Raw genomic sequence first — 13,478 nt, 5'->3', positions numbered from 1 at the left:
ACAGATGACAAGTTTGTTGGTAATTATAGTTTTAGTTTTATTAGCAGTTGCATTGTGGCAATTGACCAAGATATTCGATCTTACGCAAGTGGGATCCGCTTCTTCGGACGATTCGCAAGTGGCATCCGATAATGATAATAATGTTCAGGGGTATATCATGTTTGGCTTCTTAGCTTTCATTTATATCTTTACGATTTACGGTTTATTGAAATGGGGTAATTTAGCACTTCATACACCGGCTTCAGAGCACGGGCTTTTAGTAGATAACTTAATGAACATTACATGGGTATTAATATTCACAGTTCAGGTTATTACACAAGGATTATTATACTGGTTCTCTTTTAAAAACAGAGGACATAAAGATAAAAAAGCTTTATTCTTTGCTGATAGTAATAAATTAGAAGCAATTTGGAGTATTATTCCATCTGTAGTTTTAGCTTGTTTAATCCTTTACGGATTGTACGCTTGGAACAACATTATGTTTGTTGATAAAGACGAAGACGTAATAGAAATTGAATTATACGCTCAACAATTTAAATGGACAGCAAGATATGCTGGTCAGGACAATGTCTTAGGAAAAGCAAATGTTCGTTTAATTGAAGGTGTAAATACTTTAGGAGTAGACATGTCTGATCCTAATGCTCAGGATGATATCGTAGTTAGTGAATTGCATATTCCAAAAGGTAAAAAAGTACATTTCAAAATGCGTTCTCAAGACGTATTACACTCAGCTTACATGCCTCACTTTAGAGCACAGATGAACTGTGTTCCTGGAATGGTTACTGAATTTGCTTTTATTCCAACTTACACAACTTCTGAATACAGAGAGTTACCGTTTATGGTGGAGAAAGTTGCACACATCAACAAACTTAGAGCTGAAAAAAGCGTTGAGTTAGTGGCTAAAGGTGGAACAGCTTTAGATCCTTATACATTTGACTATTTACTATTATGTAATAAAATTTGTGGAGCTTCTCACTACAACATGCAAATGAAAGTAGTTGTTGACACTCCGGAAGATTATAAAAAATGGTTAAGCGAAAAAACTACATTAGCTCAGGATATTAAAGCTGCCGCTGCTGCAGATGCTGAAAAGAAGGCAGGTGAAGAAGCAAAAGCGAGCACAGATAGTACTGCTAAAGATACTGTGAAAGCAGTTATCGATACAGTTAAGGCAGTTGTAGCTAAAGTGGCTATGAGATAATATTTATTAAGAAAATTTAAAGTACACATATATGTCAGCAGAAGCGCACGGTCACGATCACGGACACGATCACGAGCACGAACATCATCATAAAGACACGTTCATTACTAAATATATCTTTAGTATTGATCACAAAATGATTGCTAAGCAATACTTACTTACAGGTATTGTAATGGGAGTAATTGGTATTGCAATGTCGTTGCTTTTCAGAATGCAATTGGCTTGGCCAGAAGAGTCTTTTAAAATTTTTAATGTTTTATTAGGAGATAAATTTGCACCTGATGGTGTAATGGCAAATGATATTTATCTGGCTTTGGTTACCATTCACGGTACCATCATGGTATTCTTTGTACTGACGGCCGGTTTGAGCGGAACCTTTAGTAACTTATTGATTCCACTTCAAATTGGAGCGCGAGATATGGCTTCCGGATTTATGAATATGATTTCATACTGGTTGTTCTTCTTATCTGCTGTAGTAATGTTATGTTCTTTATTTGTTGAAGCTGGACCAGCATCTGCAGGTTGGACAATTTACCCTCCATTAAGTGCTTTACCACAAGCAATCCCAGGTTCTGGAACAGGTATGACTTTATGGTTAGTTTCAATGGCTATCTTTATTGCATCTTCTTTAATGGGATCTTTGAACTACATTGTAACGGTTATCAACCTTAGAACAAAAGGAATGTCTATGACAAGACTTCCATTGACAATCTGGACATTTTTCGTAACAGCTATCATTGGTGTTATTTCGTTCCCTGTATTATTGTCAGCTGCTTTATTATTGATCTTTGACAGAAGTTTTGGTACTTCATTCTTCTTATCTGATATCTATATTGCCGGAGAGGTTTTACACTACCAAGGTGGTTCTCCTGTATTGTTCGAACACTTATTCTGGTTTTTAGGACACCCTGAGGTTTACATCGTAATCTTACCAGCGATGGGTCTTGTGTCTGAAATTATGGCTACAAACTCTCGTAAACCAATCTTTGGTTACAGAGCGATGATTATGTCAGTTCTTGCAATTGCATTCTTATCTACAATTGTTTGGGGTCACCATATGTTTATTTCAGGTATGAATCCTTTCTTAGGATCTGTATTTACCTTCACTACCTTATTGATTGCAATTCCATCTGCTGTAAAAGCGTTCAACTGGATCACGACTTTATGGAAAGGTAACTTACAATTCAACCCTGCAATGTTATTCTCTATCGGAATGGTTTCTACTTTCATCACTGGAGGTTTAACAGGAATCATTTTAGGAGACAGTACTTTAGATATTAACGTTCACGATACTTACTTCGTAATTGCTCACTTTCACTTAGTAATGGGTATCTCTGCGCTTTACGGAATGTTTGCTGGTATTTACCACTGGTTCCCTAAAATGTACGGTAGAATGTTAAATAAAAACTTAGGTTACATTCACTTTTGGGTAACAGCAGTTTGTGCTTATGGAGTATTCTTCCCAATGCACTTTATCGGATTAGCTGGTTTACCAAGACGTTATTATACAAACACAAACTTCCCATTATTTGATGATTTACAAAATGTGAATGTTTTAATTACAACATTCGCTCTTGTAGGAGGTGCGTTCCAATTAGTATTCTTATACAACTTCTTCGTTAGTATTTTCTACGGTAAGAAAGCGGTTCAGAATCCATGGAAATCAACAACATTAGAGTGGACTACTCCTGTAGAACATATCCACGGTAACTGGCCAGGTGAAATTCCTCACGTATACCGTTGGCCGTATGACTACAGTAACCCGAATCACGATGTAGATTTTGTACCGCAAAATGTACCGATGAAAGAAGGTGAAGAAGTTTTACACCACTAAAAAATACTTTAAAAGACTGTCTGCAAAGACAGTCTTTTTTGTTTTTATAAGCTATGCGTTTAGAGTGCGGATCTGATTATTTCATTTGCGTAGGAAAATATTTGAATCCGGAATTCAATTGTGACAGGATCACTATTGAAATCTGGATTTGCTTTGAAGGGCTATGGCAAAAGCATGGCGCGTAGCACTAGGAATGATGATGGCAATTGTGGGTTATGCCCTGAAATGACAAAAGTCCGATCGCAAAGAAAAGCATCCGGCATATTTTGTGTGAGACTCTCTAGGAATGTCATTTTTTTATCGGGATTTGTTGGAGTTGAAAATTGCTTTTGCCCATTCAGGGCAATTCTACACCTTAATCTAAATTATAGCCCTTTGTACTATGATCGTGCGTTTCTGGCTTTCAGCTTTTTTTTTCCAACTTTTGTTCTTGATCCCAAAAAGTTAATTAGCTGTAGTCATAATTACACTTAGTTTGGTATGGTTTGTAAAAGTGAGAAAAATAGCAAACTAAATAATTGACAAATAGATAATTATTGTATATTTATATAGAAACAGGTTTCATTTTTCATAAGTAAATTATTCGGTGATAATATGAAGACACAAGTGATTTCCAATACAATTTTTAGTTTTTTTAAAGACAGAAAGGGAGTCTCTTATTTACGTGAGAATGATAAAATTATCAGGCAGTTTGTATTTACTATTTTTTTTATCGGAATCGGAATCTGGTTTATCAAACACGAACGTTCGGAATTAGTAGAAGTTAATACTGTAATTACCAATGCCAGCTTTTTTTGGGTTTCGTGCGGAATAGCTCTTGCTTTCTTGTATGTATCACTTCAGGCGTTAATGTATTTTGCCTCTTTTAAAGCTGTTCAAAGCGGGATATCTTTTAAACAGGCCATTATTTTATTTCTCAAACGAAATTTTGTAAGCGTTTTTTTGCCGGCGGGTGGAATTTCTTCTTTAGCTTTTTTTACAAAATCCATCGAAAAGAGTGGTGTAAAACCAACTCAAATTCATTTTGCTTCCGTAGTTTATGGTTTTGTCGGGATACTCTCGGTTATTATTGTGGCAATACCGGCGTTAATTTACTCTTTATTGGAGGGAACTGCGGGATCTGGTGAAGGATATGCCTTGGGAGCGGTTGTGATCTTGGCTCTATTTCTTTTTCTGATTTATGATTCGATAGTAAAAAAAGGGCCTCTGTACCGTCTCATTATAAAACTTCTTCCTTCTGCAGTTGTCTTTTTGGATGATTTACAGCAAAACAGAATCTTAAAAAAGAATTTTCTGCAAGTTGTTTTTTATTCCGTGCTCATCGAGTTTGCGGGAATAGCACATTTGTATATTGCGATGATCGCTTTGGGATTTGAGCCGTCATTGCCTGCCGCTATAATAGGGTATATTGTTTCGGTTATTTTTTTAATCGTTTCTCCTTTTTTGCGGGGGTTAGGAGCTATAGAAATCTCAATGAGTTTTATATTAATACAATTCGGGTTTGATAATGTTAGTGCTATCGCCATCACTTTTTTGTATCGTTTCTTCGAATTTTGGATTCCATTAGTTGCAGGGGCATTCCTCTTTTTGTTTAATGCGAATACCTTATTGATGCGGGTTGTGCCTTCATTTTTACTTTTTGTTTTGGGGTTAATAAATATAGTGTCTGTACTAACCCCGGCGATTTCAGAACGATTGCACATCCTGAGAAACATTATTCCCGTGTCGGCGATTAAAGCATCAAATGATTTTGTGATAACCGCAGGTTTATTCATGTTAGTAAATGCGACATTTATGCTCAAAGGTTTGCGAAATGCGTGGTGGTCTGCCATTTTCTTAAGTGGTATTTCTGTAATTGGACACCTTACAAAGGCGATTGATTATGAAGAAGCAGTAATCGCTTTGGTTGTTTTTATCAGTTTAATTATTACCAGAAAAGAATATTATATTAAGAGTAATGCGCACCTGCAGAGTATCGGATTAAAAACAGTTTTAATCACTATGGCAGCTGTTTTAATATACAGCATTCTGGGATTCTACTTTTTGGATAAGAAACATTTTGGTATCGATTTTCATTGGCAGCAATCTATTAGATATGGCTTTCAGAATTACTTTTTGGTAGGGAGTTCTGATTTGGTTCCTCTTGACAGATTTGCTAGGCGCTTTTTACTTTCCATCAACATTAGTGGTTTTTTATCCATCGGCTTTTTGATCTTTGCCTTAATCCGTCCCTATACCATAAAAAAGGAAGCAATAGAAGATGATTTTTTATCTGCTAAAGATCTTCGGAGTCTGTATGGAACTTCTGCTTTAGACTATTTTAAAACGTATGACGATAAAAATATTTTTATAGCAAAAAGTAAAAAGTCTTTTTTAGCTTATCGTGTAGCGGATAGTTTTGCGGTGGTTTTAGAAAACCCCGTAGCAGCGTCGGAGGATGAATTTAAACAGTGTATTGTCGAGTTTGACGAGTATTGTTATGAGAATGGCTTGCGAAGTATTTATTATCGTGTTCCTGAAGAAAATTTAGAACTCTTTGCCTCATTACACAAAAAGAATCTGTTTATAGGACAGGAAGCTGTTGTGGATTTATCGGTATTTACGATGGAAGGAGGTGCCAAAAAATCATTGCGTAATGCGATAAGCAAAGTCAAAGAAAAGGGTTTTAAGACTACCATTCATACGGCACCGGTTAAGGATGGATTACTGCAAAAAGTTAAAGCGGTAAGCGATGAATGGCTTGCAGGTACCGGAAGAACTGAAATAGTTTTTTCGCAAGGTAAATTTGATTGGGAAGAACTCAAACAGCAAACCATCATAACAGTTGAAAATGCTGAAGAGAAAATCGTGGCTTTTTTAAATGTGATTCCGGATTATGCTAAAGGAGAAGGAACATACGATTTGATTCGGAAAACCAATGATGCACCAAATGGGATCATCGATTTTATCCTTTTGGAACTTTTTGCTTATTTGAAAAGTCAGGGCTGTACGTCAGTCAATTTAGGATTAGCTGCTATGAGTGGAATTGAAGACCCGGACACCTTTCCGGAAAAGTCAATGAAGTATGCTTATGAAAGAATTAAGTATTTTTCACATTATAAAGGATTGCGCGATTTTAAAGAAAAATTCTCTCCAGTTTGGTACAACAAATACTTAGTGTACACGCATGATTACGATTTACTACAGGCACCGTTAGTTTTAAATAAAGTAGTAAAACCATAATTTAAGATTTCGTAATGTTAAAAAACAATCAAGATGAATAAAGTCGTAACACTTCTTCTGTCGGTTTTTATTTTTGGGACTAATGTTTATGCCGTAACAACAGATACTTTAAGGGTTGGAGCATTTGGAAAAATTATGATATACAAGCCTAAAATAACACCAACAGCGGTTGTTTTGTTTGTGTCAGGTGATGGCGGATGGAACAGCGGTGTCGTCGATATGGCTAAAAACATTGTTGACCAGGGAGCTGTGGTTGCGGGAATTGATATTCAGCATTATTTTAAGGAAATCAAAAAAGAAAAATCCAAATGTTATTATCCTGCCGGAGACTTTGAAGAGCTTAGTCTGATGTTGCAAAAAAAGATAAAGATGAAGCAATATCTAAAGCCAATATTGGCCGGATATTCTTCGGGAGCAACCTTGATCTACGGTATGCTGGCTCAGGCTCCCGCGAATACTTTTGGCGGAGCCTTTGCTTTAGGGTTTTGTCCCGATATAGAAACGGACAGGACTTTATGCGATGGTTCCGGACTGACTTCACATGTCCTGAAAGACGGAAAAGCTTATTTTCTGGAAAAAACCGAAAAATTATCGGCTCCTTTTATCGTCTTGCAAGGAATCACCGATCAGGTTTGTAATTATGCCGACACCAAAAAATACATGGAAGGCATGAAGCAGGGAAAACTAATCACACTGCCCAAAGTGGGACATGGTTTTTCGGTTACTAAAAACTGGCTGCCACAATTCACAGCTGCTTTCAGGGAGATCGTGAACACCCCGAATTATAATCAACAAAAATCAGAACAAAACCTTTTGTTGAAAGAACAGCACCTTGCTCCTTTGCCTTTTGAAATGCCTTTAATCTTAATTCCGACAAAAAGTAAAGAGGAATCTTTGCCTGTCGCTTTTTTAATTTCAGGTGATGGAGGATGGACAAGTTTTGATCAATCTGTCGGGGAAACTTTGGCGGAGAAAGGAATTGCCGTAATAGGATTGGATTCGCAGAAATATTTTTGGAATGCAAAAACTCCTGTCGAGACTTCGAATGCAATTGCCAAAGCAGTTGAACATTATTTACAGCAATGGAATCGAAAAACATTCCTACTTGCCGGTTATTCATTTGGTGCTTCTGTAATTCCGTTTGTAGCGGGTAATTTTCCGGAATCCCTGAAAGAAAAATTAAAAGGATTGTATTTGTTGTCTCCGGATGTAAAAGCTGATTTTGAAATTCATATTGCAGACATGCTGAGTATGGAAAGTTCGAAGGACACTTTTGATGTGATTTCCGAAATAAAAAAAATCAAATCCTATAATCCAATTTGTTTTTTTGGAGATGAAGAAGACGCCGCAACCCGCAATCGTTTCTCGGAAGCCGGAATCAAAACTATTGCTTTGCCCGGGTCACATCACTACAACAATGACTATAATAAAATAGCCGAGAGTATTCTGAAAGAGGTTAAATAACTAAAGTAGCTGCATTGTTCCGTTTTTTTGCGTAACAAAAGCACGCGTGAAGTACCGCAGATTATGGGATTCTAATTTATTTTAAAAAAAAAGTATTTTTTGAGGTAACAAATAGTATAGCACTGCATCAAAAGAGAAACTTTAAAAAATAACATTATGAAAACTAAATCAATTTTACTGATCGCATTAATGCTTCTTATCTCAAAATCTGTTTTTTCGCAAACCGCTTTTAAGGTCGACGTAAAAGGAAAAGGAGCACCTGTTTTATTATTTCCGGGTTTTGGCTGTACAGGAGAAGTTTGGAACGAAACTGTAGCCGAACTTTCTAAAAATTACGAATGCCACATTTTTACTTTTGCCGGGTTTGGAAATGTTCCTCCAATTGAAGGCCCTTGGTTGTCTACAATAAAAAATCAGGTTGTCTCTTATGTAAAGACCAAAAAACTAAAGAAAGCCACATTAATGGGGCACAGTTTAGGAGGAACTCTAAGTTTGTGGCTGGCTGCCGAAGAAACTAATCTGTTCAAAAAAGTAATCATCGTTGATGCTTTACCAGCAAGTGCTGCTTTAATGATTCCGAACTACAAAGGAGAAGTCATTCCTTATGACAATCCGCAAAGCAAAATGATGTTGGGAATGGATCAAAAAGCTTTCAATGCGATGAATTCTCAGGCAACGTCTTACATGTGTCTCAACAAAGAAAAGCAAAAAACAGTCAACGAATGGATGAGTGTGGCCGACAGGAAAACCTATGTGTACGGTTATATCGATATGCTTAATTTGGATTTGCGTAAAGAAATTGCCAAAATTAAAATCCCGGTAGTAATTTTAGCGGCCACAAATCCCGATCTTGCTACCGTACAAAATACCTATAAAGCACAATATGAAAATCTGCCATCGGTTAAAATTTATTATGCAGCAAATTCGGCACATTTTGTAATGTACGATCAACCGGAGTGGTTCATGGAAAAAGTAAAATCAGAAATACGTTAAGGTGAATAAAAAAGAACAATTTAACGAGATCTATAACAAACATTATAATAAAGTGTTTCGTTTGTGCAAAGGTTATTTTTGTGGAGATATTGCATTGGCTTCTGATGCAGCTCAGGAAGTTTTCATCAAGGTTTGGGAGCATTTAGATACCTTTCGGAATGAATCAAGCATCAGTACCTGGATTTACAGGATCACCGTTAATACCTGTCTTCTTTATTTGCGAAAATCATCCGCAAGAAAAGAAGTTCGAACTGATATACTGCCTAAGGTTGCTTCGGAAACTTATTCGGATGAAAAAGAAGAACAGCTTCAGCAAATGTATCAGTGCATACAAAAGCTCGAAGAAACCAATAAAATGATCATTCTGATGATCTTAGATGGTATCGAATATCCCGAAATATCAGAAGTAATCGGAATCACTGAAGAAACACTTCGGGTTAGAATTCATCGAATTAAAAAAAGTTTAACGCAATGTGTACAAAATGAAAACATTTGAAGATTTACAAAACATTTGGGATCAGCAAGCAGCATCTAATATAAAACCAGCCGCCAACGATGTCATTGAAAAGGCCGAAGCACATACTAAAAAAATAAAACGCAATCATCTTTGGACCAGAATAATTCTGAGTCTGACGGCAATCATACTCATCGCCTATTACATTTGGGTAGGAGCCTATAAACAAACTGTATTCAGTTTCGGATTGGGAATTATGATTACCATGCTGATGGTTCGTATCGCTCTGGAGTGGAGTAGCGCAAGAAAATTTGAGAATTTAAAAACAGACGTTCCCTTAATCGAATACAGCAAGCAGGCTCAACGGTTTTATCAATGGAGAAAAAAAATACATTACATTTTTACGCCCATAATTTACCTGACTTATATCGTCGGATTTACATTGCTTTTGCCCGTTTTTAAAGAAAATTTCTCCAAAGGGTTTTATCTATATATCCTTGTCAGCGGATTTGGTTTTTTACTGTTTTTTGGAGTAATGCTGGTAAGAATCATTAAGAGGGAAGTAAAGCTCTTAGACTTCTTAAAAAACATTTCCTAAAAAGAGTATCGGAATTCAAATGGCGGATAACGAAGAGGTGTTCGTCATTAGTCCGGCAAAGGAATGATTTAGAACTTGAAACCTGAAACTTGAAACCTGAAACTTGGAATTTTTTATTTGAAATAGAACTGTTTTACAAACTAATTTCTTTGTCTATCTTTGTAAAATGAATGAAAACTTAGATCCCACTACAAAAGGGTACAATCCGGAAGAATTAGATCTTGAAAAAAGATTGCGTCCACTGTCATTTGATGATTTTGCAGGACAAGATCAGGTTTTAGAGAACCTAAAGATTTTCGTTGCTGCCGCTAATCAGCGTGGTGAAGCACTTGATCACGCTCTTTTTCACGGGCCTCCGGGATTGGGTAAAACTACTTTGGCGAACATTCTGGCCAATGAGCTTGAAGTGGGAATCAAAATTACTTCAGGCCCTGTTTTGGACAAACCGGGAGATTTGGCAGGTTTATTGACCAATCTTGACGAAAGAGATGTTTTATTCATTGATGAGATTCACCGTTTGAGCCCTATTGTCGAAGAGTATTTGTACTCGGCTATGGAGGATTTCAAAATCGATATTATGATTGAATCCGGACCAAATGCCAGAACGGTACAAATCAATCTGAATCCTTTTACGCTGATAGGAGCTACAACGCGTTCCGGATTACTGACAGCTCCGATGAGAGCTCGTTTTGGAATCTCATCCCGTTTGCAATACTATACTACTGAACTTTTGACCACCATTGTAGAAAGAAGTTCTTCTATACTTAAAATGCCAATTTCATTGGATGCCGCTATCGAAATAGCCGGTAGAAGTCGTGGGACACCTCGTATTGCCAATGCATTATTGAGAAGAGTTCGCGATTTTGCACAAATAAAAGGAAATGGAACCATCGACATCGAAATTGCACGTTATGCCTTAAAAGCACTAAATGTAGATGCGCATGGATTGGATGAAATGGATAATAAAATTTTACTGACCATTATAAATAAATTCAAAGGTGGCCCCGTAGGACTTTCGACTTTGGCAACTGCTGTATCAGAAAGCAGTGAAACTATTGAAGAAGTTTACGAACCCTTTTTGATTCAGGAAGGTTTTATTATGCGTACACCACGCGGACGTGAGGTTACGGATAAGGCCTACAAACATTTAGGAAAAATAAATACCAATATTCAGGGCGGATTGTTTTAATCCTGTTAAGCATGTCTGAAAATAAAAAATACAAGTACCCGAACAAGCTTTCGATCGTAAGGTTCTTTTTAGATGCCGAAGGAGTGCGTAGAAACCCTATTCCTTATCATAAAAGATATTTTGAGCAGTTTGGGGATTCTTTTTCACTTCAGATAGGACGTTCGAAACACTTGATTTTATCGCGTGATAATGAGATTGCCCAGCATATTTTGCAGAAAAATCAAAGGAACTATCACAAATCTAAATTTCAGTCCGTTTATCTTTCAAAATACTTGGGAAAAGGACTTTTGACCGTTGACGGTGATTTTTGGCTGAAACAAAGACGACTCATTCAGCCCGCGTTTCACAAACAGAAAATGAATCAGCTGGTTGAGAATATGAATGAGACAATCGTTTCAGAACTAAAGGAATTGGAGGAAGAAAAGTGCATTGATCTCTTTCCGGTTATGAGTCAGCTTGCATTTAATGTAGTGGCGAAGTCACTGTTTCATCTTTCGATTTCGGAAGAGAAATTAAATCGGATCAAATACATCATCGAAGAAGTTCAGAATTTTTTGATCAAAGAAATTCGGCTTCCCCATAAAGCATGGTGGTTTTCGGTGAGTGGTCAGGTGGCAAAACATTTGGAACTGGCCGAAGAGAACAACCGAATCATTCAGGAAATTATCGACGAGCGAACCACTTCGGGAGAGTCCGTAAACGATTTGCTTCAGCTGCTTTTAGAAACACGTTACGAAGATACCGGTGAAGGAATGTCAGTCAAACAACTGATTGATGAAATTAAAATTCTTTTTATTGCCGGACATGAAACCAGTGCCAATGCCTTAACTTTTACACTATACCTTTTGGGAAGAAATCCGGAGATACAGCAGAAAGTATTGGATGAAATTTTGGAAATCGAAGCACAGACAGAGAATGTAACAGAACAATTGCAGAAGATGACCTATTTGAATGCCGTTATCAATGAAGCAATGCGCCTGTATCCGCCAGCCTGGATTACAGACCGGCAAAATGTTGAAGATGATACTATTGGAGCGTATCATTTAAAAAAAGGAACTTTAATTGGAGTTTCTTTTTATGAGTTGCATCGAAATCCTAAATACTGGGAAAATCCCGAAGAGTTTATTCCGGAGCGTTTTCTTGGGGAACAAAAGAAACACTCGATGCAATATTTTTATCCTTTCGGAGCCGGACCAAGAATGTGTATCGGAGCGGGATTTGCGATCTATGAAATGTGCCTTACTGTGGCTCATGTTGTAAAAAAATACGTAATTAAATCGGAGACTGATATTGTTCAATTCAATCCGTTAATTACTTTAAAACCTGTTGGAATAGAAGTTTTATTCTCTAAAAGATGACAATCAATTCTAAAGAGACCTATTCAAAATTTATAAAAGCTGAAGCCAAAAGGCTCGGTTTTCTTTCTTGCGGAATATCCAAAGCGGGATTTCTGGAAGAGGAGGCACCGCGTCTTGAAAAATGGTTAAACAACAACCATCATGGGCAGATGGGGTATATGGAGAATTATTTTGACAAACGTCTGGATCCTACTTTATTAGTAGATGATGCCAAGAGTGTAGTGTCACTTTTATTAAATTACTACCCAACAGAAACCCAGACCGACGAAAGCTTTAAAATTTCGAAATATGCCTACGGTCAGGATTATCATTTTGTGATTAAAGAAAAATTAAAAGAATTTTTACACTCGATTCAGGAAAATATAGGAGAAGTATCAGGCCGTGCTTTTGTAGATTCGGCACCCGTTTTAGATCGAGCCTGGGCAGCAAAAAGCGGACTGGGCTGGATTGGTAAAAGCGGTAACCTGCTGACTCAAAAAGTAGGATCTTTTTATTTCATTGCCGAACTTATTCTGGATTTAGATTTAGAGTACGATCACGCTACAACAGATCATTGTGGGTCGTGTACTGCTTGTATTGATGCCTGTCCCACACAGGCAATAGTGGCCCCTCATGTAGTCGACGGCAGCAAATGCATTTCGTATTACACTATCGAACTCAAAGAAAACATACCTCATGAAATGAAGGGAAAGTTTGATGAATGGATGTTTGGCTGTGATACCTGTCAGGATGTTTGTCCGTGGAATCGATTCTCAAAGCCGCATTCCGAACCTTTATTCAATCCCAATCCGGAATTACTTTCCTTTTCTAAAAAGGATTGGATCGAAATTACCGAGGAAACTTTTCGGTTAGTTTTTAAAAATTCCCCTATCAAAAGAACCAAATTTGATGGCTTAAAACGCAATATTCTCTTTCTTGAATAAAACTAAAAACAGGATGTATTTTGTCTTGTTTTTTTGTTTTTTTAATGATTTTAGGAGCTCTAATTTAATTTTTTCATACAAATAAAATCCTTAAACGCATGTAATTTATTGATAATCAGTAAGTTGTGTTTTTTAATTGCTTTTATTTTGTAACTACTTAATAATCAGTACATTTATTGACTTGATAAGCTTTTTTTTATTAAATTTGTGTTAAGTCGCCCCAACGTTTTTACTGTTATTTC

The 13,478-nt window shown here is 36.8% G+C and carries 10 protein-coding genes; all 10 read left to right on the top strand.

What is annotated here, in order from left to right; translation table 11 throughout:
* Window positions 1–4: 4 nt before the first annotated feature.
* The 10 genes from BHE19_RS02225 to queG all read left to right on the top strand — a co-directional run bounded on the left by BHE19_RS02225 (window position 5) and on the right by queG (window position 13,236).
* On the top strand, window positions 5–1,201 hold the full coding sequence (locus tag BHE19_RS02225) for a cytochrome c oxidase subunit II (RefSeq protein WP_017498158.1): 1,197 nt from the start codon (window positions 5–7) through the stop codon (window positions 1,199–1,201).
* Between the two features lie 31 nt (window positions 1,202–1,232).
* Window positions 1,233–3,035: a cytochrome c oxidase subunit I gene (locus BHE19_RS02220; RefSeq protein ID WP_017498159.1), complete on the top strand. Its 1,803-nt coding sequence runs from the start codon at window positions 1,233–1,235 to the stop codon at window positions 3,033–3,035.
* A gap of 594 nt (window positions 3,036–3,629) precedes the next feature.
* Window positions 3,630–6,257, top strand: a complete 2,628-nt coding sequence (gene mprF / locus BHE19_RS02215; RefSeq protein WP_070905781.1) for a bifunctional lysylphosphatidylglycerol flippase/synthetase MprF — start codon at window positions 3,630–3,632, stop codon at window positions 6,255–6,257.
* A gap of 33 nt (window positions 6,258–6,290) precedes the next feature.
* Window positions 6,291–7,721 carry an AcvB/VirJ family lysyl-phosphatidylglycerol hydrolase gene (locus tag BHE19_RS02210; RefSeq protein WP_070905780.1) on the top strand — a complete coding sequence of 477 codons (1,431 nt, stop codon included), beginning with the start codon at window positions 6,291–6,293 and terminating at the stop codon, window positions 7,719–7,721.
* 156 nt (window positions 7,722–7,877) lie between these two features.
* A complete protein-coding gene (locus tag BHE19_RS02205) occupies window positions 7,878–8,714 on the top strand; it encodes an alpha/beta fold hydrolase (RefSeq protein WP_070905779.1) in 837 nt (278 codons plus the stop codon).
* Window position 8,715: 1 nt separating this feature from the next.
* Window positions 8,716–9,210 carry an RNA polymerase sigma factor gene (locus tag BHE19_RS02200; RefSeq protein ID WP_070905778.1) on the top strand — a complete coding sequence of 165 codons (495 nt, stop codon included), beginning with the start codon at window positions 8,716–8,718 and terminating at the stop codon, window positions 9,208–9,210.
* Entirely contained in the window at window positions 9,197–9,766 is a 570-nt protein-coding gene (locus BHE19_RS02195; RefSeq protein ID WP_070905777.1) for a hypothetical protein, read from the top strand. Before BHE19_RS02200 ends, BHE19_RS02195 begins: the two co-directional genes overlap by 14 nt.
* A 166-nt stretch (window positions 9,767–9,932) precedes the next feature.
* Window positions 9,933–10,955 carry a Holliday junction branch migration DNA helicase RuvB gene (gene ruvB, locus BHE19_RS02190; protein WP_017498167.1) on the top strand — a complete coding sequence of 341 codons (1,023 nt, stop codon included), beginning with the start codon at window positions 9,933–9,935 and terminating at the stop codon, window positions 10,953–10,955.
* A gap of 11 nt (window positions 10,956–10,966) precedes the next feature.
* Window positions 10,967–12,313 (top strand): cytochrome P450, encoded by a 1,347-nt coding sequence (locus BHE19_RS02185; protein ID WP_070905776.1) that lies wholly within the window; start codon window positions 10,967–10,969, stop codon window positions 12,311–12,313.
* Window positions 12,310–13,236 (top strand): tRNA epoxyqueuosine(34) reductase QueG, encoded by a 927-nt coding sequence (queG, locus tag BHE19_RS02180; protein ID WP_017498169.1) that lies wholly within the window; start codon window positions 12,310–12,312, stop codon window positions 13,234–13,236. The genes BHE19_RS02185 and queG overlap by 4 nt, the downstream gene beginning before the upstream one ends.
* The last annotated feature ends 242 nt before the right edge of the window (window positions 13,237–13,478 follow it).

The organism is Flavobacterium tructae, assembly GCF_001853485.1.
GTDB lineage: Bacteria > Bacteroidota > Bacteroidia > Flavobacteriales > Flavobacteriaceae > Flavobacterium > Flavobacterium tructae.
Note: the sequence above shows the minus strand (reverse complement) of the source record. Positions and strands in the feature narration are given on the sequence as shown.

What these genes read in the sequence shown, in the direction of transcription:
- BHE19_RS02225 (WP_017498158.1), top strand. Translation starts at nt 5, where the DNA reads ATGACAAGTTTGTTGGTAATTATAGTTTTAGTTTTATTAGCAGTTGCA.
- queG (WP_017498169.1), top strand. Translation starts at nt 12,310, where the DNA reads ATGACAATCAATTCTAAAGAGACCTATTCAAAATTTATAAAAGCTGAA.
- BHE19_RS02220 (WP_017498159.1), top strand. Translation starts at nt 1,233, where the DNA reads ATGTCAGCAGAAGCGCACGGTCACGATCACGGACACGATCACGAGCAC.
- mprF (WP_070905781.1), top strand. Translation starts at nt 3,630, where the DNA reads ATGAAGACACAAGTGATTTCCAATACAATTTTTAGTTTTTTTAAAGAC.
- ruvB (WP_017498167.1), top strand. Translation starts at nt 9,933, where the DNA reads ATGAATGAAAACTTAGATCCCACTACAAAAGGGTACAATCCGGAAGAA.
- BHE19_RS02185 (WP_070905776.1), top strand. Translation starts at nt 10,967, where the DNA reads ATGTCTGAAAATAAAAAATACAAGTACCCGAACAAGCTTTCGATCGTA.
- BHE19_RS02205 (WP_070905779.1), top strand. Translation starts at nt 7,878, where the DNA reads ATGAAAACTAAATCAATTTTACTGATCGCATTAATGCTTCTTATCTCA.
- BHE19_RS02195 (WP_070905777.1), top strand. Translation starts at nt 9,197, where the DNA reads ATGAAAACATTTGAAGATTTACAAAACATTTGGGATCAGCAAGCAGCA.
- BHE19_RS02210 (WP_070905780.1), top strand. Translation starts at nt 6,291, where the DNA reads ATGAATAAAGTCGTAACACTTCTTCTGTCGGTTTTTATTTTTGGGACT.